Annotated in this window: 14 protein-coding genes and 4 tRNA genes; 10 read left to right on the top strand and 8 right to left on the bottom strand. The window is 41.9% G+C overall.

The genetic code is table 11. The features are described 5' to 3' along the window. The first annotated feature begins 60 nt into the window (after positions 1-60). A complete protein-coding gene (gene glmU, locus AACU33_RS25725) occupies positions 61-1,416 on the top strand; it encodes a bifunctional UDP-N-acetylglucosamine diphosphorylase/glucosamine-1-phosphate N-acetyltransferase GlmU (protein WP_096591943.1) in 1,356 nt (451 codons plus the stop codon). Positions 1,417-1,444: 28 nt separating this feature from the next. Here the strand turns inward: glmU and AACU33_RS25720 are convergent, their stop codons facing one another. The 3 genes from AACU33_RS25720 to AACU33_RS25710 form a co-directional block, all read right to left on the bottom strand. Next, on the bottom strand, positions 1,445-2,431 hold the full coding sequence (locus AACU33_RS25720; protein ID WP_096591940.1) for an isoaspartyl peptidase/L-asparaginase: 987 nt from the start codon (positions 2,429-2,431) through the stop codon (positions 1,445-1,447). 38 nt (positions 2,432-2,469) lie between these two features. Further along, on the bottom strand, positions 2,470-2,634 hold the full coding sequence (locus AACU33_RS25715) for a DUF2256 domain-containing protein (RefSeq protein ID WP_096591937.1): 165 nt from the start codon (positions 2,632-2,634) through the stop codon (positions 2,470-2,472). Between the two features lie 429 nt (positions 2,635-3,063). Beyond that, positions 3,064-5,952, bottom strand: a complete 2,889-nt coding sequence (locus AACU33_RS25710; protein WP_339376287.1) for a sensor histidine kinase — start codon at positions 5,950-5,952, stop codon at positions 3,064-3,066. Positions 5,953-6,331: 379 nt separating this feature from the next. Here AACU33_RS25710 and AACU33_RS25705 point away from each other — a divergent pair, with 379 nt between their 5' ends. Beyond that, a complete protein-coding gene (locus tag AACU33_RS25705; protein WP_096591931.1) occupies positions 6,332-7,474 on the top strand; it encodes a quinone-dependent dihydroorotate dehydrogenase in 1,143 nt (380 codons plus the stop codon). 167 nt (positions 7,475-7,641) lie between these two features. Here AACU33_RS25705 and AACU33_RS25700 read toward each other — a convergent pair whose 3' ends face one another. After that, entirely contained in the window at positions 7,642-8,379 is a 738-nt protein-coding gene (locus tag AACU33_RS25700; protein ID WP_096591929.1) for a hypothetical protein, read from the bottom strand. Positions 8,380-8,999: 620 nt separating this feature from the next. Between AACU33_RS25700 and AACU33_RS25695 the strand changes: the two genes are divergently transcribed. The 6 genes from AACU33_RS25695 to AACU33_RS25670 all read left to right on the top strand — a co-directional run bounded on the left by AACU33_RS25695 (position 9,000) and on the right by AACU33_RS25670 (position 12,088). Next, positions 9,000-9,127, top strand: a tRNA-Ile gene (locus AACU33_RS25695). Between the two features lie 223 nt (positions 9,128-9,350). Then, positions 9,351-9,475 (top strand) — tRNA-Cys (locus AACU33_RS25690). Positions 9,476-9,499: 24 nt separating this feature from the next. Further along, a tRNA-OTHER gene (locus tag AACU33_RS25685) sits at positions 9,500-9,641 on the top strand. Between the two features lie 37 nt (positions 9,642-9,678). Further along, a tRNA-OTHER gene (locus AACU33_RS25680) sits at positions 9,679-9,803 on the top strand. Between the two features lie 37 nt (positions 9,804-9,840). Then, a complete protein-coding gene (locus AACU33_RS25675; RefSeq protein ID WP_096591926.1) occupies positions 9,841-11,445 on the top strand; it encodes a TROVE domain-containing protein in 1,605 nt (534 codons plus the stop codon). Between the two features lie 193 nt (positions 11,446-11,638). Next, positions 11,639-12,088 carry a response regulator gene (locus tag AACU33_RS25670; RefSeq protein WP_096591924.1) on the top strand — a complete coding sequence of 150 codons (450 nt, stop codon included), beginning with the start codon at positions 11,639-11,641 and terminating at the stop codon, positions 12,086-12,088. 85 nt (positions 12,089-12,173) lie between these two features. On the opposite strand, the gene AACU33_RS25665 is transcribed toward AACU33_RS25670, so the two are convergent. From AACU33_RS25665 to AACU33_RS25655, 3 genes are all read right to left on the bottom strand, one after another. After that, a complete protein-coding gene (locus AACU33_RS25665) occupies positions 12,174-14,294 on the bottom strand; it encodes a hybrid sensor histidine kinase/response regulator (RefSeq protein ID WP_096591921.1) in 2,121 nt (706 codons plus the stop codon). A gap of 357 nt (positions 14,295-14,651) precedes the next feature. Then, positions 14,652-16,991, bottom strand: coding sequence for a CHASE2 domain-containing serine/threonine-protein kinase (locus AACU33_RS25660; protein WP_096591919.1), 2,340 nt, complete (start codon positions 16,989-16,991; stop codon positions 14,652-14,654). A 163-nt stretch (positions 16,992-17,154) separates the two neighbouring features. Further along, on the bottom strand, positions 17,155-17,349 hold the full coding sequence (locus AACU33_RS25655; RefSeq protein ID WP_096591916.1) for a hypothetical protein: 195 nt from the start codon (positions 17,347-17,349) through the stop codon (positions 17,155-17,157). Between the two features lie 364 nt (positions 17,350-17,713). On the opposite strand from AACU33_RS25655, the gene AACU33_RS25650 reads away from it, so the two are divergent. Further along, a complete protein-coding gene (locus AACU33_RS25650; RefSeq protein WP_096591913.1) occupies positions 17,714-18,235 on the top strand; it encodes a LabA-like NYN domain-containing protein in 522 nt (173 codons plus the stop codon). A gap of 97 nt (positions 18,236-18,332) precedes the next feature. Further along, positions 18,333-19,937: a 2-isopropylmalate synthase gene (locus tag AACU33_RS25645; RefSeq protein ID WP_096591910.1), complete on the top strand. Its 1,605-nt coding sequence runs from the start codon at positions 18,333-18,335 to the stop codon at positions 19,935-19,937. Positions 19,938-20,008: 71 nt separating this feature from the next. On the opposite strand, the gene AACU33_RS25640 is transcribed toward AACU33_RS25645, so the two are convergent. Further along, positions 20,009-21,736, bottom strand: coding sequence for an MHYT domain-containing protein (locus AACU33_RS25640; protein WP_096591908.1), 1,728 nt, complete (start codon positions 21,734-21,736; stop codon positions 20,009-20,011). Between the last annotated feature and the right edge of the window lie 267 nt (positions 21,737-22,003).

Below are 22,003 nucleotides of genomic sequence, written 5' to 3'. Positions count from 1 at the left end.
GCCTCAATCTCAAAATACCAAGCGCAAAAGCGCTATTCATTAATAGCTGATAGCTAAGTTATGGTAGTTGTAGCAATTCTAGCGGCGGGACGCGGCACAAGGATGAAATCACAGCTGCCCAAAGTTTTACATTCTTTGGGTGGGCGATCGCTAGTAGAGAGAGTTATTAACACTGTAGAACCACTCTCGCCCTCAAGGCGGTTAGCGATCGTGGGATATCAGGCTGAAGAAGTAAAAGCAGCCATACAGTCAATCCCTGGTTTGGAGTTTGTGGAACAGACTGTACAACAAGGAACAGGTCATGCAATCCAGCAATTACTTCCTCACTTGGAAGATTACACTGGGGATTTAATAGTGTTAAACGGTGATGTTCCGTTGTTAAGTACTCAAACACTGAAAAATCTTTTGCAAACTCATCAAGAACATCAGAATGCTGCCACTATTCTCACAGCATATTTGCCCGATCCTAAGGGTTACGGGCGGGTTTTTTGCGATAGTGAAAATATTGTGCAACAAATCGTCGAAGACAAGGATTGCACCACTGCTCAAAGGCAAAATCGCCGGGTTAATGCTGGAGTTTACTGCTTCAGTTGGCAAAATTTAGCCAAGGTGTTACCTAACCTAGAAGCCAATAATAGCCAAAAAGAGTACTATCTTACTGATGCTGTAACTCAAGTTGGGAAGGTAATGGCAGTAGATGTGGAAGACTATCAAGAAATTCTTGGCATCAACGATCGCTTACAACTGGCAAATGCCTACGAGATTTTGCAAAGACGAGTTAAGGAAAAATGGATGGTGGCGGGTGTCACGCTTATAGACCCCAGCAGTATTACTATTGATGACACTGTAGAGTTAGAGCCAGATGTGATTATTGAACCCCAAACTCATCTACGTGGCGATACTGTAATTAAAGCAGGAAGTCACATCGGGCCTGGGAGTTTGATTGAAAACAGTCATCTGGGTGAAAATGTCACAGTACAGTATTCCGTTGTTAAGGGAAGTATTGTGCAAGCTGGAACCCAAATCGGCCCCTATACCCATTTACGCGGTCAGGTGCAAGTAGGTGCTGGTTGTCGTGTTGGTAATTTTGTGGAATTAAAAAATACACAGTTAGGCGATCGCACTAATGTGGCACATTTGTCTTATTTAGGCGATACCACTGCTGGCACAAAAGTCAATATTGGTGCAGGCACCATTACGGCTAACTATGACGGTATCAAAAAACACCCAACTAAAATAGGCGATCGCACTAAAACTGGTGCCAATAGCGTCTTAGTTGCTCCAGTCACCTTGGGCAATGATGTTTACGTGGCAGCTGGTTCAACTGTCACAAAAGATGTTCCTGATGATACTCTGGTGATTGCCCGCGCCCGTCAAGTAGTCAAACCTGGTTGGCGCAATAAAAGTGCTAAGTGATGAGTGATGAGTGCTGAGTTTTTTAAACTTACTCAGCATTCACAACCAAAGGCTCAGGACTGGCGATACAGCCAACATTTGTCGCAACTGGAAGTTCTAAGGTATCACCGATTCTGTTGCCGTCGTGGTATGCAGCAAGTAAGACTTGGCTGGTTTTACCCCAGGCGATCGCTCCAGTTGCATCTAAGGCGATCGCTCCAAAATCCCGCTTGTTATTATGTGCTTCCCCAAATGAGCGTTTCATGGCCTCGTGAAGAGACATTCCATCTGTTACGCGTACTACAATCTTGGCTGCCAAACACTCATCTATGATGTCTTCGCCAATCCCAGTACAGCTGACACCAGCCTTAGTTGTTGCATAATTACCTGCTGGCATCGCAGAATCACTGACTCGGCCAATCCTCTCAAAGCCCTTACCGCCTGTAGAAGTACCAGCCGCTAATCTACCATGAGTATCTAAAGCTACTACGCCTATTGTGCCGCGTCCGGCATTACTACTTTCTACAAGTTCTGGTTCAGCTACTACTCCAGCCATCGTGCTTTTAAAATTATCCTGACGCTCTTGTATCCATTCTTGCAGCCGCAAATCAGTTAAAGCATTGTAGCTGGGAATTTGTAACTCCCGCGCCAGTTCAGCTGAACCGTAATCTGACAGTACCCTATCTGGCGAGGTTTGTAAAAATTGTGCCAACTGTATAGGATTTTTGACGCGCGAGATATTAATTACACCACTAAAGCGCCCTGATGTCCCATCCATCAGAGAAGCACTCATACGGATTTGACCATCAGATTGGAGTACTGAACCAGTACCAGCATTAAAGCGGGGATTATCTTCCAACAATTGGCATCCCAACACCACTGCTTCTGAGGCACTTGCTCCAGAAATGAGCAGAGAATATACTTCCTCTACCACTGTATAGAGCGCTTGGCGCACCGCCTCAACTCCGCCTTTCCCGTGTAGCGAACTACCAGCTCCTCCATGAATAATTAATTTTGGCTGCACCTGTAATTTCATATATCCTTTGCGCTATTTGCGTCTCAGTGGTGTTAGTTTTAGTCAGTTTCATTTTTCACTTCAGAACGCCGACGGCGGCAACGTTCTGAACAGTATTTCACCTCGTCCCAGCAATCTTGCCATTTCTTGCGCCAGGTGAAGGGACGTTCGCATACCGGACAAATTTTTGTAGGCAAGTCAGATTTAGAACGTTTACGCCCCATTTTTGATACTGTGCAGATTGGAGAAAAATTTGCGAGAGCGATGGAAAATAATTATAACCAGATTGTTACAACGGGAGGATACTTTTTCCGAACAAATGTGGGGTTAATCCCCCTATAGAGTTATTTCTGGTCAACTTAGCTGATATTTTAGGACTGTTCACTCTTATCCTGACTCAATCTCTAGCCTTAAAACCTCTCTAGAGAAAGAGTGTAGCAGCATAAACAGTAATTTTAAAAAATACAAATATCAGTTGCTAGGGGCATTTGCTATCTGTAAAGGTTCGCAAATTTATGGGTTATACCCCTCACAATCTGAGCTAAAAATATATGTATTTATTACAACTTATACGCATGGCTGTAATTACTGGGTTACAAAGGCGGAAGCGTGCGGGAAAGCACGCCCAATGAAAAAAAGTGTTCCGATCGAGACTAAGAATGAGTAGCTAATTGCAGCAGTAAGCGACTAACTACTCGATTATCTGGTAATTGATAGAAGTGCAATTCTCCTTTCATTTGGCGCATGAGATTTTTGCAGATGAGCAAGTGCAAACCAGGTGGTCGATCTAGGCTAGATACAGCAAGCACATCCTTAGGTTGATCTTGGTTGAGCGCTGCCAAGAGCAACGGTTCTATAGGGCCGCTATCTGTAATCGAAATATCTAACATCCCTTCATCTAAGCGGCGACACCAGATGTCAATTCTGCCTCCTGGTTGAGAACGCTGACAGGCTGTAACCAACAATTCATGCAGCACTAGTTCAATTTTTTTAATGTCCCCAGCGATTGCCATCGAAGATTGATTTCCTGTGCTTTGAGTTACTTTAAGATCGGGTGAATTTTTTGGTGAGTCCTGAGCCACAACAGATTGTCCCAAACCATGCACGCCTACCCACAGCTTATGTTGTTTGAGTAAACTGTCTACTTTTTCGATCGTTCGTTTCAGTAAACTGGCTACGGGTATAATTTCCCATTTCAGGTGTAACTGCCACTGCTCATTTTTGAGCAATTCTGCGATCGAGGCTGTTGTATACTCTAGCTGTCGCAGTAGTGGTTGGGGACGTGTTTCCTTTATTTCCTGCGCCGGAACCCCCAAATCCGAGATTTGAGACAGCAAAGGTGTTGTAACTCGGTGAATTTCTTCTAGACGACGATGCTTATACCAATTGAGTTGTCGTAAGTCCTCAGTTGTGAACTCTAGAAGTTGAGTGATTTGCTTTTGACGATGCAACCAAGCTAATTGACACACAAGAGTTTCCGCAGCGCTGAGGCTATTTTCTGACCAATAACGTTCTCTATGGTCTGCAAATAACACCACACTTGTAGGTTGATAAATATGGGAAGTACGTAATACCATCACCAAAATTTGACCAATATCCGCACCGTTCAACCAATTTCTAGTTTCTGGAGGTAAATCATCAACTCTGAGACTGAGATAACCTTCTTGAGCAAGTGCCCATTGGATAATAACTTCTGTCTCCACAGAAATTGATGCATTAGCAACAATTTCAAATCCCTTATTGGTAATTACCCCAGGAATAATTTCTGCTTGATGTTGGCCAGGCGACCAAGAGAGCATTAATGCCAAGGGACAACTGAGAACAGCTGCGATTTGTTGTAGTGCGGTGCGTTCGAGATGATTTTCTTCTGTGTCTGTTGTTTTACTCTGGGTTTGTGACAGGATACGCAAACATTGTTGAAAGCTTTGTAAAATAGCTTTTTGCTGTTCATTATTTTCTTGCAGTTGCCACTGACGGACAATTACACCAACTTGTTGGCTAACAACCCATAGCAGTTCCTTTTCTAAAGTTGTCCAACAGCGATGGGTTTCATGAGCAATGACTACAAGGGCTATGGGAGAACTACCTTGAGCGCAGTTACAAACTAAGAGCGAATGCACGCCATTTTCAATAAAAAAGGGACGCCAGTTGATAAATCGCAAATCTTCATCTAAATTCTCAATCTCTACTGCTTCAGTTACACGCTGCAAAAGCTGTCTATCCAAATCTTTAAGAGCATTGAGGGTAAATGACAAAGATCGGCGATTCTGAATTTGGCTTTGGTGGAGAATTTGATAATGATTTTGGTCGGGGTCGTACCGCAACAATAAAAAGCGGGTAGTAGCTAGTCTCTCTAAAACTCTCTGGGCACAAATGCGCAGTACTTCTTGCAGGTTATGCTCGCTATAGATAGCTTGAGCAACTTGACTAGTTAACTGGGCATCCGCTTGAATTTGTTTGATGGTACTTTCCATGCTTTCAGTAGGAGCCACCAGAGAGATTAATCCCGCTGCACCTTGGATGAAATTTTTATCTGCATCTGTCCAGATACGGGGTTGATTGCCTTCTACTGCGAGAAAACCCAGCAATTCTTTTTGGCAGATGATGGGAGCTGCCAATAGCGATCGCACCCGCAGGCGTTGTAGTAGCTTACCTGTAACATGACTGTTGAGCGAACTCCGCGACTCGCCAATCCAGACAATTTGATTGACTACCAAAGCATAGTAAAATTCGCTCAAGTCCTGCACGGAAATTCCCACGGCTGGTTGCTGGGGGCCAGTGTTGCGACCGAGATTGAGCAACTGATTGTTCATCCGACACCAAAAGTAGCGTCCTTCACGTTCAAACCAGTAAATATTGGTTCGGGATGGAGCAACAAATTGATGAGTTGCTTCTACTACTGCTTCTAGTTTTTTATCCAGGCTACTTAAGGAGCGTAAGTTTTCTAACAATCGCAACAAAGGCTCCTCAATTCGCTTGGTTTGCTTTTGCTGCAAATCTATCTCATGTTGATAAAGTATCGCTCCTAGTTCGGCTAAAACCACTAACAGCCTTGCTTTGGCATCTCCAGCTAGTAAATAGCCCCAGCTTTGCGAACCTAGTAATACCAAACCCAGACAGCGGTCTCTGTAGCGAATTGGTAAAACAATAGTTCCTTGAATTTGGAATTTTTTCGCTACTTCCTGTAATTTCTCAGTTCGATGCTCATCTCTTAAATCTGCTACGCCCAAGGGACGCTGTTCTATTACAACTTGTTCTAATAAATCTCCAGGGCTAAGAACTAATCGCTGTTGTAAAAAATTGCTGTCTTGATTGGGTGTCATCCCACCTTTGCCAGACAATGTATGATTCAGGCGATCGTAAAGCGCAATCCAGATTAGTTGGTAGTCAAATTGCTCTTTAATATAAGCAATAGTAGTCTCGATTAAAACTTCAACATTATCTTCTTCCCTGAGTTTCTGGAGGACACGCCCCAAGGAAATTATCTGTTTTTCAGCAGCTATAGGTTTTTCTGGCGGCCCCATCTGATTATTAGTCAACATAACTTGTAATATATAAGATGCCCAGAAAAGCACCCTGATACTAAATTGCGTTCAAAATTAGCATCCGAAATTACGGGAGATGAGGGAGAAAAAGCAGGGGAGCAGGGAAGCAGGTGAGTCCACTTGCCGTCTACAGACCTTCGGGCATCCTTCGGCGGGCGGTTCCCGTCACGATGGCAAAGTGGCGTTAGCGCAGCGTAAAGCCTTCGGCATAGCTTCGCTTAGAGCGACGAAGGAGCGTCACCCGAAGGGGAGCAGAGGAGGAAAGAAATAACTATTGACTTTTGACTCTGGACTCTTGACCAATGCCCCATTCCCAATCACAAATGCCCTATGTCCACATATCTCTAGATACTATATTTTGGCAGCTTTAATTGGCATGGATATTTATCAATTAGCAATTAGTCCGCTGTTGTTTAATCTGCTCAAAACAGATCCAGAGTGGTTACACCACAAGACGATTAACACTCTTGGTTGGTTATCACAAAAAAGCGATCGCCTCCCTGCTAGATGGGTAAATCATCTGCTTCAGCAGTCATTATGCTTATACGATCCGCGTTTAGAACAAAATCTCTTTGGGATTAACTTTCCCAACCCTGTAGGTTTAGCAGCTGGGTTTGATAAGGATGGCATTGCTGCCCAAATCTGGTCAAGCCTTGGTTTTGGCTTTGCAGAATTAGGCACAGTCACCTATATTCCTCAACCTGGAAATCCCCGTCCCCGCTTGTTTCGTTTACCTTTAGATAAAGCTGCCCTCAACCGCATGGGTTTTAATAATAGCGGTGCAGCAGCAATGGCGGCACGATTAGCACAAGGGAAACAAGAATTAAACCAGCGAATTCCTATAGGTATAAATTTAGGTAAATCTAAAGTAACCCCCCTCGAAACATCTGCAAACGATTACCTCAATAGTTTTCGTTTACTTAAGGACTTGGGAGACTATTTTGTAGTTAATGTGTCTTCTCCAAATACGCCAGGGTTGCGATCGCTCCAAGATGCAGCCATGCTCGGCTCTATTTTGGATTTATTGCAACAAGACAATAAAACACAAAAGCCGATTTTTGTCAAGATAGCCCCCGATTTAGAATGGGAAGCGATCGCTGATATTGTTGCTTTGGCGAATACCTACCAGTTGGCGGGGTTAATTGCTACTAACACCACTATTCGCCGCGATCTGCTGAAAACTCAGGTAATCGCACAAACAGGCAAAACTGTGCAAGAAGAAGCTGGTGGAATTAGCGGCGCACCATTACGCGATCGTTCCACCGAAGTCATTCGGTTTATCTGGCAACAAACTCAAGGACAATTGCCAATTATCGGCGTTGGCGGCATCTTTACCCCAGAAGATGCCTGGGAAAAAATTACTGCTGGTGCTAGTCTGATTCAAGTCTATACAGGCTGGATTTACCAAGGCCCAATGATGGTACGCCGCATTCTCACAGGTTTACTTTCTAAGTTAGAAGAAAGCGGATTAAATTCAATTAATGCAGCTGTAGGTTTAGAAGCAAAAGCTAAAAATTAAAAACATTCAGCAGTTCTCAAAGTTTGAGTTGAAATATAAATTCCAACTCAAACTTACAACTTCCAAACAGGAGTTTAAATCTCAAATGTGAAACTCCTCACGTTCACTGTTAACTGATTAGCGATCTTTTTTCTAGACAAAAAGCTAGGAAAATCAAGTTTCCAGGTTTAACTTTTATCTTCCTCCAAAGGGAAAAACTCTTTAGTTTTCCGGGAGAATGACCAAGCAATACCATCAGGATCGCGACTGCGGCTCCATTCAGGAAAGTCTGGGTCATTGCGGCGTTTATACACCGTACTGGAATAAACATTCAGCCTTTTTGCTAGTTCTGATTGAATCAGAGAGCCAAAAACTAATTGTTTTTCCAAAGGTGTTTTGACTTCTTCATGAGTTGCTGGTGGCAATAATTCATCATCATCTTCTGTTTCTTCTGGTTCCGGCTGTAGTAGCGTTGGTGCCAGTAATACAGGAGCAGCTTTGCTAACTGACTGCGAAGGAAGTTCTTTAACAGGCTCACTACTATCAAGTATGCTGCCTAAAATAGTGGCATTCATAAAGTAATAGACCGGACTTCCATCTTCAGAATTCAGAAGACTCGCACCAAATTCGCTGGCTTTAGTATCTAGGTAACGTTTAGCTAGTGTTCCAGAAAAATTACCCCTCATAGCTAAGTCCATTGGTGTCACTCTACCCTGAGCGTCATGAACCAGCCGATGGAAAATAGGATTAACTTGCTGACACCACTGTTGCCATTGATGCCACTGCCAAATATTGAAACCAATAAGCAGCAGCATGAAAGCCAGCAAAAATTTCCAAGTAGAAACAAGGAAAATAATCAAAAACGAGATGGGCAAAAGCAGAACGAGAAAAGCCTTCCCGCTGCCTTCTAATGTTTTTTCACTCATGCTCATTGCTGCCAAGTGAATTGTTAGAAAAGAAATAATTATTATCTTGGCAAAAATTGTGACATTTTTTTGTATCTTTTGGCAAACTTACGGCAAAATTGTTGGAAAAATATAACATTACTAATTTTTATACACTGTAAGCTGCCTGAAGAATTGGCCAAATATTAAGCCTGTATTCCTTTCAAATCAAAGATTTTGCCGAAAAAAGTATTTTTTGCCAAAAATGCCAGACTGGGCAAAAATGATCGTTAGTATCTAGATATACTTATTATCTTCAGTATAAGAGTTAACATATCGCTTGAAATCTCTAGAAATCTCTAGAGATTACAAAGAATTCTTGATTAGAAGCTCAATTGCAAAATTAGCTTCCTAGATTCTTGACATCTCGTAATACGCATACTACATTAATAATACAAACCGATGTTCTAGAAGGAGTAAGCTTTCAATCGTAGCGAATAGCTCAAATATCAGAGCGCCCACCTTGCCCGCAAGGGCCGACAATATCGAGGGTTATCGTAAATTAATAAAAACACCCTTGATTTAACTTCTGGAGGTGCAGGTGAAAATCCTGTTTCGCTACACCCAAACCTAATTTTCCATTTTGAATTTTTAATTATATGTGGCGGGTAGCTCAGTGGTAGAGCGCCAAAAATATCTTTGTTCACCTCTTGTCTGCAAAGGCCGAAGAATGAAGGTTATCGACTCATAATCGGGAAGGTCGCAGGTTCAATTCCTGTCCCGCCACCCAAACCTAATTTTGCATTTTGAATTTTGAATTGTTATGTGGCGGGTAGCTCAGTGGTAGAGCGCTAAACATCCTTGTTCACCCCTTGTCTGCAAAGGCCGACGAATTAGGGTTATCGATTTGGGTTCGAGAGGTCGCGGGTACCCTACGGGAAGCCGCTTCGCGTCTACAAATCCCGCCCCGCCACCCAAACCTAATTTTGAATTTTGAATTTTGAATTGTTATGTGATGGGTAGCCAAGTGGTAAGGCGCTTAATATCCTTATTCACCTCTTGCCTGCAAAGGCCGAAGAATTGAGGGTTATCGTTTGCAAGACGAGCATCGCGGGTTCGATTCCCGCCCCATCACCCAAAATCTAATTTGAAATTTTCATCTGGGTGGGTAGCTCAATCTGGTAGAGCAGTGAACGGGTTAATTACCCATAGTCCTTGGTTCACAACCTTGCCTGAAAAAGCCGACGAGTCTAGGGTTATCGTTAATTCAAAGGTTGCAGGTTCAATTCCTGCCCCACCCGCCAAAACCTAATTTTGAATTTTGAATTTTTAATTCTTATGTGGCAGGTAGCTCAGTTGGTAGAGCACCGAAAACATCCTTGTTCACCCCTTGCCTGAAAAGGCCGACGAATTAGGGTTATCGCCTTTTAAGCCGGATGTCGCAGGTTCAAATCCTGCCCTGCCACCTTTCATTTTTGCCCGCAAGGGCCGGGAGATGAAGCTATGAATTACAATTTCTTTACTAAAAAGCAGACCAATACACCGCAAAATCAGCCTATCCCCGGACGAGAAGCAGAGATGATTAAGGGGCGTTCCGGCGGGTATATGTTTGATGCGGGTATTTGGAAAATGCTGCGCCGTTGTCTGTTGATTGGCACAGCAAAAAGCACTTACTATGCGGGCAAACATGAATTAACTGAAGATTTTGTAGATGTTGTTAAACAAGCTGTAGCAGAAAATCCTGGGCGTGTGGCAGAAGAAATTCTCTATGCTAGCGATGGACGCGCCATTAACAACAGTGCGCCTATCTTGGCATTGGTGCTGCTATCTATGGGTGAAACACCAGAAGCCAAAAAAGCCTTTGGTGAAATCTTTGGGCAAGTTGTTCGCACTGGTAGCCACTTCTACGAATGGCTGAACTACACCAAATCTCTGCGGGGATTTGGTAAGGTAGTGCGCGAAGCTGGGAAAACTTGGTTATCTCGCGAAGATGTCAAGGGTTTAGCTTATCAACTTTTGAAATATCAACAGCGTCAAGGTTTCTCTCACAAAGATGCATTGCGGTTGTTCCATGTCAAACCACCTACAGAAACTCACCGCGAATTATTTGAGTGGGTAGTTAAAGGTTGGGAAGATTTGCCGGCAGACATACCTTCTGAGGCATTGGCGCAGATTTGGTGGTATGAGTGGTTAAAGCGGAATCCTAGCGAAACCCATACAGCGATCGCACAAGGACGCCTAACTCACGAAATGGCTGCACCTGTGGGTAAGATGGATAAACAAGCTTGGCAGTTGCTTTTCCAAGAAATGCCAATAGGTGCAATGCTGCGTAACCTTGGTTCTTTGACAGAACTGGGTGTACTGCGAGCTGATGAAAGTGCCAATATTCTGCGAGTGGAAGCAGTTCTCAACAACAAAGAACATCTGCGTAAAGGTCGCATCCATCCGATTGATGTTTTGAAAGCCCTGAAGACTTATCAATCTGGTGGCAAATTAGGACGCAGCCAAAAAACTTGGGAACCAGTACCTCGGATTGTAGACATCTTAGAAAAAGCGGTTGAACTAGCTTTTGATGTTGTGCAGCCCACAGGTAAAGTGTTCATGCACGCTGTAGATGTTTCCGGGTCGATGTCTTGGGGTGTAGTTGATTCAGTAGGTTTAAGCTGCTGCGAAATTGCCACGACAATGGCGCTGGTGACAGCAAAAGCCGAGCAAAACTATATGATTCGCGGCTTTGCTACCGAATTTCGCGAATTAGGTATCACAGCTAAAGATAGTTTTAGTTCTGCACTACGCAAAGCTAGCAATCAAAACTTCGGTGGAACAGATGCGTCTGTAGCTTACGATTGGATGATTAAGAATAAGTTCAAGGCAGATGTAATTTGCTTTTGGACTGATAACGAGTCATGGGCTGGTTCTAAGCATCCCAGTCAAGCATTAGCGCAGTATCGCCAGAAGGTAAACCCCAATGCCAAGGCAGTGTATGTCACTCTTGCACCTTACAAAATTACCTTAGTAGATCCTCAAGATCCGCTTTCTTGGGATTTAGCTGGATTCGACCCAGGAACACCTCGCATCATCCAGATGCTAGCTACAGGTGAACTCTAAAAAGGCTGAAGGATGAAGTATGAAGGATGAAAATAATATTTTTTGATTTCGTCCTTCAGCCTTCATCCTTGATACTTCATGTCTAATGTTGTGGTAGCTTGTTGTTAGATTCCCACCAGACAGTCATGTAATAGCTGTCTGGTGGGAGTTCCTCCGTAATTGATGCAGGCAACTAAGGAGGCACATATTAAACATGACAAGTAACGTTGAAGATCCACATCCCCAAGAAGATACAAAAAATATTCAATCTCTAGATGGCTTGCGAGTTTTATTAGTAGATGATAACGAAGATAGCCTGATCCTAACTACGTTTATCCTCGAAAATAACGGCTTGCAGGTCAAAACAGCAACATCAGTATTAGATGCTTTAGAAACGATTAAAGAGTTAAAATTTGATATTTTAATTTCTGACATCGCTATGCCAGAAGTTGATGGTTATTCGTTTATTCGCAAAATCAGAGACAGCAGCACTTCTGAACAACGAGAGATACCAGCTATAGCTTTAACTGCTCTCAGTTCTGATGAAAGTCGGAGTATGGCGCTGGCATCGGGTTTTCAAAGTTATGTGAATAAACCTGTAGAACCTACTGTATTATTATCAGAAATAAAACGTTTGATTACTAATAATAAAGCTATTTCATAATAAAATTATCGAGCGATCGCCTAGTTTGTTGATACCTTGTCAAAACCTGAAACTGAAAATTAGTAATATTGAAAATTTCTCCGTACTACCTAGCTAGTTGAACAACGGCTGCAACTAATTCTTCTGGGTTAACAGGTTTGGCTAAATGCAACTGAAACCCAGCTTGCAGTGCTTGCTGCCGATCGTATTTTCGCGCAAAGGCAGTCAGAGCGATCGCTGGAATTTCTCCTCCTTGTTCTGCACTCCAAGCTCTGACTTGACGCATGAGGGTATAGCCATCCATATCGGGCATACTGATATCACTGACTAACACATCTGGCTTTTTCTGTTCGATGACTTGTAATGCTTCTAATGCCGAAGAAGCTGCAATTACATCCGCCCCATCTTGCTCTAATACGAAAGCAACAAATTCCAGCGAATCTGTATCATCATCGACAACCAAAATTTGCACGCCAGCAAGGGAATAAGAACTAGGTGTTGAGAAAGAAGAGTGATTTTGCCTATTGAACAAATCTTGAGTTTTGGTTTTTTGCAGCGGTAACTTGACAGTGAAAGTTGCGCCTTGGTCTTCACCAAGGCTGGCGGCTGTAACTGTACCACCATGCATTTCGACAATATTACGGACAATTGCCAGTCCTAAACCTAATCCGCCAAATTTTCTTGTAGAGCTACTATCTGCTTGGCGGAAGTAATCAAAAGCATAAGGCAAAAACTCAGCACTAATCCCTTTACCTGTATCGCTAACTATGATTTGAGCATAGCCATCAACTTTGCTCAATTTCGCTTCTACCTTTCCTCCTTGAGGAGTAAATTTGACAGCGTTAGAAAGGAGATTCCAAACCACTTGCTGCAAGCGAGTAGAATCACCCAAGACTGTACCTACATTCGATTCAAATATTGTATTCACCTGAATTGACTTAGTTTGTGTAGCCAATGCCATTGTTTCTAGTGCAGATAAAATAACAGATTCTAACTGAACATTTGCTACATTTAGTGTTAATTTGCCTTGTAAAATGCTGGAGATATCGAGCAAGTCTTCAATTAGTTGAACCTGTAACTTAGCATTGCGCTCTATTGTTCCTATGGCTTGAGATATCTTTTCTGATGGTAAATTGCCACTTTGCAACAATTTTGACCAGCCCAGAATCGCATTCATTGGGGTGCGTAGTTCGTGGGAGAGTATGGCCAGAAATTCATCTTTCATTCGATTGGCTGTTTCTGCTTTCGCTCTTGCTGTTTGTTCTAATTCTAGTAAGTGGGCACGTTCTTGCTGTATCTCCTTTTGTTCGTGAATATCGGTACAAGTGCCAAACCACTTTACTACATGATTTTGCTCATCTTTTAGAGGTAAGCCTCGTGCTAGCTGCCAGCGATAGGAACCATCAGTCGCCCGTTGAAAGCGGTATTCAATTTCATATAAGGTGCCACTGTTGACAGCATTTGACCATGCCTCATAAGTACTTTGGATATCATCTGGATGTAATGCTGCTACCCAACCCGAACCCAAGGATTGCTCTAATGTCAGCCCTGTGTAATTGCACCAATTTTGATTAAAATAATCACATTCACCGTTAGCATCTGCTGTCCATACAAGTTGGGGAATTGCCTCAGCTAAATAACGATAACGTTCTTCACTTTGCCGTAAAACTTCTAAAATACGCTGGCGTTCAGTAATTTCCTGTTGTAATTGTTCGTTGGTTTTAGTAATTTCATTTGTCCGAGCTGCCACCAAATCTTCTAAATGATTTTGGTATTTTCTTAATTCTGCTTCTATCTTTAATCTTTCGGCTATTTGTGTTTGCAGTTGTTGGTTTGCTTGTTCTAATTGAGCAGGGCTAGGAAGCGCTAAGGCTTGCGGCACTAAGGGTACAAGTTGTACCGCTGTAAAAAAAGATATAATTGCAGTTGCAGCTTTAATAAATCCTGATAGCCAATAGGTTGGATACCAAAGCGTCCAAATCTCCATTAGATGAGTCGTGCCACAAGCTACGATAAAACCACTAAAAAGTAGAAATATCCAATGGAAGGGTAGATCCTGGCGTTTGCTAACGAAGTAGAAAAGTGTTGTGGGAATTGAGTAATAAGCTAGTGCAATAATGGCGTCAGATAAGATGTGTAGTCCAACTAAATTAGTTTGCCATAGATAGCAGTGCCCATGCGGGATAAAAGATCCGGACGTAAAAAAAATATTCCATAAATCTGACATACACGTGTTGGCTCCCTACCCCTTAATAGCTCTGTGAGCTACGAAGTTTAACAGATGGTGTTGATAATGAGTAGTCTTTGTCGCTGCGATCGCAATAACAATTATGTCAACATTTAAATGCTTTTATTACTGCTATTTAGCTCTTTATTAGCAATAAAATGTGAAAAATAAACCCTACCAGAGATAGGAAGGCAGGGTTATTATTCCTCAAATGTTAAGATATTTGAATATATATAGATATAGATCTAATTATCACTGATTTTCACAACTAAAGATAGCTGAAGTTGCCAAAAAAATTAGATACAGTCATTTATACATGATGAGAATAGTATCAATCAGTTGGCGATCGGAAGTTTGTTAAGATGTTCCATTCCAAGGTGTGGTAGGAGCATCTGGATCGTCTGAGGGTGCAGTTTTGATTGATAAGTCGTTTTGATTGATAGAGTTTCTATCTGAATAACCTACCAACTGAGCAAACGCCTCTAGAGCTTCTGTTGCAGATTGATAGCGCTGCTTGTAGTCTTCCAAAACCATTTTACTGAGAATCTCTGCCAAGGGTTGGCTGACCATTACCTTATCTCGCCATTGCAACTCTCCCTCAGCATCTCTATCAAATTCGTGGGGCGCGATACCAGTCAAAGCTTTGATGCCAATCATACCGACTGCATAGATGTCGCTACTGTATTGGGGGCGTCCAAAACATTGCTCGTTGGGCGCATAACCCTTAGTCCCAATCCCTATAGTGAAGGGGGTCTGTTCTTGATTTTCCATTTGCGGTGCAGTGACTTCTTTGACCGCACCAAAATCTATCAATACGAGTTTCCAGTCTGCGTGTCGGCGGATAATATTGCTGGGTTTGATATCGCGGTGAATTACACCGTTTTGATGCACAAATGCCAATGTTTGCAATAAATCTCGTAAAATCTCGATAACCGTAGTTTCTAACAGCGGCCGTCCTGAAGGCAATTCCTGACTTAGAGGATGACCGATGATATATTCTTGCACTAAATAAAATTCTTCGTCTTGTTCAAAATAAGCCAATAGTTGGGGAATTTGCTGGTGTTTTCCCAATTTTTCTAAAGTTTGCGCCTCGGAGTTAAATAACCTTCTAGCAAGTTGCAATCCTGTTGATTTGGTATTGGCTGGTTTTAGCTGTTTAACTACACATCGAGGGTTTCCTGGGCGTTGCATATCTTCAGCAATGTAGGTTTCGCTGAATCCCCCAGAACCGAGTACTTTGACAATTCTGTAGCGTCCACCAAGTATTTTTCCGGCTACAGCTAAATCTCGTTGCTGAAGTAAGTCTTGCAAGTCATCTTGCTGACTAATAATTTCTTGAACAACTGGAGAAGATTTATATTTTTGAAAGATATCTACTAATTGGCGTTTTTTAATGCTTTCTCTGGCTATGTCGGTTCCTAGGTAGGCCAATCCACTCCAGGCGATCGCGATCATTGGTATGGTTGTAGGGAAGATTAGCTGCTGATGTACAAATAATACATAGCTAATTCCGCCCCAAATAGTAGCTAGAAAAATGCTGTTGATAAATCGATTAATTCCGCGCTTGCTTCTTGTACTAAGAAATATTGCACTGCCAACTATGGCTAGCACAAATAAACCTTGCATAGGTGGACTCACAATTCCTGGCGCGATCGCTTTATTTTTCATCAAAGTTGCGATCGCATTCGCATGAATTTCCACTCCTGACATGCGTTCGGGATAAAGCCAATTGTTACCAGCCACTACGGGATGATAATCATTGCCTAATTGTGCTGTAGCTCCAATCACCACAATTTTATTCTTAAAAACTTTTCCTTGCTGCAAATAATTTTTCCAGTTTTGCGGGTCGAGTACGTACCAAAAGGGAATTGGTTCAAATGTCCCCGCTGGCCCCCAAAAATAAATGCGATCGCCTTTTGGTCGAGCATAATTAATTTTGGCTGCCCTCAGCGCGGCTTCGTCAAAGGAAGGTACTTTATCGATTAAGACATCTCGTTCATCTATAGTCTTATTAAACTCGCTTGCCAATCGATGAATCTTGCCATCTACCTCCAGAGGGAAATTAACTGTACCGATAGATACACCCCCGAGGCGAAACTTTGGCTGAGGTAGCGTTAGTTGATTCCAAGTTCCTTGATGTGATTCAGAATTTTCATAAAGCGCTGCTAAGGTAACTTTACTACCATATCTTCGCAAGACTGCTTGGAATTGGCGATCGTCTCTGACACCATAACTGCTAGGCGTATCAAAAACTACATCAACCGCAACAGATTTCGCCCCAGCCTGGATCAATTTTTCTATTACTTGAGCATATGCAGCACGTTTAAATGGAAAAGATTTCAGTGGTTCCAGGTAAGCATACTGTAGTGGATCTGTTTTATAGTACTGTTCAGGGACTGATACGGATTGATTGTCAATTGCCAAAATCACGATATTTTCGGGAGGCACCATCGGCCCGCGCAGTTGAAAAAAAGTGGAAAGCGCCTGACTTTCCAGCAATTGCACCATACCCATTCCTGAAGTACTCAGCAGTGCTGCCCCGATTGCTGAAGCACCAGTTAGCAGATGACCAAACCAAGTCATCAGTTGGGAATGGGATGTTGATGTGGTCGAAGTTGCTTTTGTTGTTTTGCCTGACTGTCTATTGGTAGCAGAGACATATTTTTTAGTTAGGCTAGATGTAGGTTCTTCTGCCATATCGTGTTATTGATTGATTTAGAACACTTTTATTTATTCAGACCCTGTTTTAGTGCAACCACATTGAAATAAGAGTTAAATGAAAAACTTATACATTTGTAAACTATCATTATTTTTCAACAAATTTGTATTGAGATTAAGTCTGTGCAGTAATCTCCCCATCTCAACACTGCCGACCTAATTCTCTGAAAGAGGTGCAATCTGTGATGTTCCACAGGCCTAAACCAGAGATACTTTGTTTGTGGACTTGGTTGAGGTGAGAACCTACCCAAAACAACAGCAATCGCGCTAACAGAGAATTTACTAGAAGTTTCTTTAAGACAACTTCTGTCACTGCTGCAACGCCGATTTTTTGCAAAAAGTGTGCGCTGTTGTTGATGGCAAAACCTAGAGATGGGCATTAGCCTACATTCTACCTTGGAACCTCTACCATACCTCTTTAGGAGTAAACTTGACTGTTATACAGTTAAGAATACTGTTACTAAGTCAATTTTATTGGTAGATTTTGATCGTAGGGTAAGTCTTGCAGTGTCTTTTATGAAAAAGTTTCAGCGTCTAGGATCTACTCCAATGTTGCCACCATTTGTATGAATTAAAAGAGGTTAAGATAAAAGTTATACATAAAGTTATACTTTATAGATATTAGCAAATTGAGCGTTTGATAATTGCTATAATCTATTGTTCAATCTAAAATTCTTTTCTATTATTAGGTGTAATTTTCTATGGGTTCTCCAATGAATCGTCTGTCTATTTTTGTAGACGGAAACAATATGTTCTATGCTCAACAAAAAAATGGTTGGTTCTTCGACCCGCGGCGAGTATTAGAATACTTTAAAAATGAACAAGCAGAGACAACATTAATTAATGCATTCTGGTACACTGGCTTAAAAGACCCACAGGATCAACGAGGTTTTAGAGATGCTCTCATTAGTTTAGGATATACAGTCCGAACGAAAATTCTCAAAGAATATTATGATGATTCATCTGGGAGGTACTCGCAAAAAGCTAATTTAGATATAGAAATTGTTGTAGATATGTTCAATACAGTAGATCAATACGATAGAGTAGTTTTATTTAGTGGTGATGGAGATTTTGAAAGGGCAATTGAACTATTACGCTCGAAAAATACACATATTACAGTAGTTTCTACAGAGGGAATGATCGCGAGGGAATTACGTAATGCTACTGATAGATATATAGATTTGAATGATATTAGAGACCGAATAGAAAAGACTGAAGCCTAATATACTTAATAATTATTTACAAATGTAAAGATTAAAAAACTTAATATCCAAGTTGTAGTTATAGCGAAAAGTCCACCCTAAACTAAACAAAGAGAAAATGAGCAGCCAACCAGAACGAATTATCATTTTTGATACAACATTGCGAGATGGAGAACAGTGTCCGGGAGCAACCTTAAATATAGACGAAAAGCTAGTAATAGCTAAACAGCTGGCGCGTCTGGGGGTAGATGTAATTGAAGCTGGATTCGCCTTTGCCAGTCCGGGAGATTTTGAAGCAGTCAGCAAAATTGCCCAAACTGTCGGCACAGAAAATGGCCCTGTGATTTGTAGTTTGGCCAGAGCCAAAAAAGATGATATTAAAGCAGCAGCAGCAGCGATTAAACCGGCTGCTAAAGGCAGAATCCATACTTTTATTGCTACATCTAATATTCATCTAGAGTACAAGCTGAAAAAGACAAAATCAGAGGTTTTAGCGATCGCAGAGGAAATGGTAGCTTATGCGAAAAGCTTCACTGATGATGTAGAATTTTCTCCCGAAGATGCCGGACGCTCCGATCCAGAATTTTTGTATCAAGTATTAGAGCGAGCGATCGCAGCTGGGGCGACAACAGTTAATATTCCCGATACTGTTGGTTATACAACCCCTAACGAATTTGGGGCAATAATTAAGGGGATAAAAGAAAACGTCCCAAATATTGATAAAGCAATTATTTCCGTTCACGGACATAATGACTTGGGTTTAGCAGTTGCTAACTTCTTAGAAGCTGTGAAGAATGGTGCTAGACAATTAGAATGCACTATTAACGGTATTGGCGAACGTGCAGGAAATGCAGCCTTAGAAGAATTAGTTATGGCTTTGCACGTCCGGCGACAATATTTCAATCCCTTCTTAGGACGACCGGCAGATTCAGAACAACCCCTGACAAATATCGACACCAGAGAAATTTATCGTTCCTCACGCCTGGTTTCCAATTTGACAGGAATGCTAGTGCAACCAAATAAAGCGATTGTCGGGGCAAATGCCTTTGCTCACGAATCTGGCATTCATCAAGATGGTGTATTAAAAAACAAGCTCACCTATGAAATTATGGATGCCCAATTGATTGGCTTGACAGACAATCAAATAGTTTTGGGCAAACATTCAGGGAGAAATGCTTTCCGCACCCGCTTGAAAGAATTGGGTTTTGAACTGTCAGAAACCGAATTAAATAAAGCATTTATCAGATTCAAAGAAGTCGCTGATAAAAAGAAAGAAATCTCGGATTGGGATTTGGAAGCGATCGTTAATGATGAAATTCAACAAGCACCAGATTTATTTAGAGTAGAGTTGGTGCAAGTTTCCTGCGGTAGCAATGCCAAACCTACTGCCACCGTTACTTTGCGTACTCCCGAAGGTGAAGAATTAACCGATGCAGCCATTGGTACCGGGCCTGTAGATGCAGTTTACAAAGCAATCAACCGCGTAGTAAACGTACCCAACCAGCTAATTGAGTTTTCTGTACAATCAGTCACAGCAGGTATTGATGCGATTGGGGAAGTAACTATCCGGTTACGACATGAGTCGCGCATCTTCTCCGGTCATGCAGCCAACACAGATATCATCGTTGCGTCTGCGCAAGCCTACGTTAATGCACTGAATCGGTTGTACGCATCTTTGCAATCCAAAGAAAAAGCTGAGGAAGTAACTCCGCAGAAAGTGTAAAGACATTTTGACTTGTAACCCTTGCTAATTCTCCACTTTAGGAGAGTTGCAAGGGTTATTTCGATCGAGTATCAAATGCAGATTGCAGAGCGCGAACTATGAGAAACTTTTGTCAGTATAGGAATTTGAATAATAAACTCTGTACCTTTTCCTAGAGAAGAGACACACTGCAAACTACCACCGTGGATGTCTGTGATAATTTCATGACTGATAGCTAGTCCTAAGCCTGTACCTTTACCTTCTACCTTGGTTGTGAAGAATGCGTCAAATACTTGCGATCGCACTTCTTCTGCCATTCCAGTTCCATTATCAGCAATTGCGATCGTGACATAATTATCATCGCTGCTGGTACTGATGGTAATTACATTAGGATGCTCAAGTATATGGGTAAAACTTTTGTCATTGTTAGACTCTTCTAAAGCATCAATTGCATTTGCTAGTAAATTCATAAAAACTTGGTTGAGTTGTCCGAGATAGCATTCAACCTGAGGTAAATTACCATAGTACTTCACAACTTGAATAGCAGGACGATTTGGTTGTGCTTTGAGACGATGTTGCAAAATCATCAGCGTGGTGTTAATTCCCTGATGAATATCAGCAGCTTTTTTATCAGTTCCATCTACTCGTGAAAAATTCCGCAACGATTCCATAATTTCTTTAATGCGGTCAGTACCAAGTTTCATCGAAGAAATCATTTTGGGCAAATCTTCCAGCAAATATTCCAACTCAATAGTTTTGATTTGCTTTTCAATTTCCATACCTGGGTGAGGAAACTGTTGGTAGTAGAGTTTGAGTAACGCGATTAAATCTTGAACATACTGGTGGGCGTGAGACAAGTTACCAGAAATAAAACTGACAGGATTATTCACTTCATGGGCAACTCCTGCAACTAGTTGTCCTAGGGAAGATATTTTTTCTGTATGGACTAATTTTGCTTGAGTTTGTTGCAATTCTTTCAAAGCCTGTTCCAGTTTTCGTGCTTGTTCAAGTTGGAGAAGCTTTTCTACCTGCTGGCGTTGGGCAATTTCACGTTCGAGATTGGCTAAGGCTACCGTTCTCTCAATTGCAGTTGTTTCTAAAGAGATTAGCAATGCTAATCCTAAAATTGCAAAGGTGACAATGCCGATAGTAGTGGATAGTACAGAAGAGTCAAAGGTCATGACTGATGGGATGTCTGCTACTGCTGTAACATGAAAGCTAGTAGCTGCCATACCCGTGTAATGCATAATCGGGATAGCTGCACCCATGACGATCGCACTAACTATTTTCTGCTTTCTATGGGCGCTGGTGGTGCGATCGGGTAAATGAAATGCCAACCACAAAGCCGCTAATGAAACGATAAAAGCGATCGCAACTGAAAGTCCGACTAATAGATAGTTGTAATGGATACTAGCGCTCAAGCGCATAGCTGCCATACCTGTGTAATGCATGGTGGTAATACCCAGCCCCATCAATAGACTACCACCCAGTAAATTGAGGGTGCCCCCCACTTCCTGACCGATTGCGAATAAAGCAGATCCTGAAGCCAAGATTGCTGCCAGTATCGATATCAACACAGTGTAAACATCGTATTTCACGGGAATTGGCAAACAAAAAGCCAGCATTCCGACAAAGTGCATTGACCAAATACCCGTTCCCATTGCGATCGCACCACCAATCAACCAGCCGATGCGTGCATATCCCGAAGACGTGCGGACTTGTCCAGCTAAATCTAAAGCTGTGTAAGCAGCAAGAAGTGCGATCGCAATTGAAAGAATTAATAAACGAAAATCATAAACACCAGTAATAAGCGTACTCATAAAGTTTAAAATTCATCGTCAGCATTCCAATCAATTTTATTGGCCAATAATAAAGAAACTCTGAAGCTCTTAATAAAAAAATCGCTTGTTCTACAGCCCAAAACTTATGATTCCCATTTATTATTTAGAAATCACAGTTATTTTTTATATTTATTTTCTTAATTCTAGAATCAGAATTAAAAGTGAGAATACAGCAATCAAAATTAATTATTGTTTGGGGGCACCGAGTCCTAACTTTTCAGCCATAAGAGCCATTAATATTAGTTT

The sequence above is a fragment of the Calothrix sp. NIES-2098 genome, assembly GCF_963875125.1.
Taxonomy (GTDB): domain Bacteria; phylum Cyanobacteriota; class Cyanobacteriia; order Cyanobacteriales; family Nostocaceae; genus Aulosira.
The sequence above is the reverse complement of the archived record's forward strand: the minus strand, read 5'-3'. Positions and strand labels throughout refer to the sequence as shown.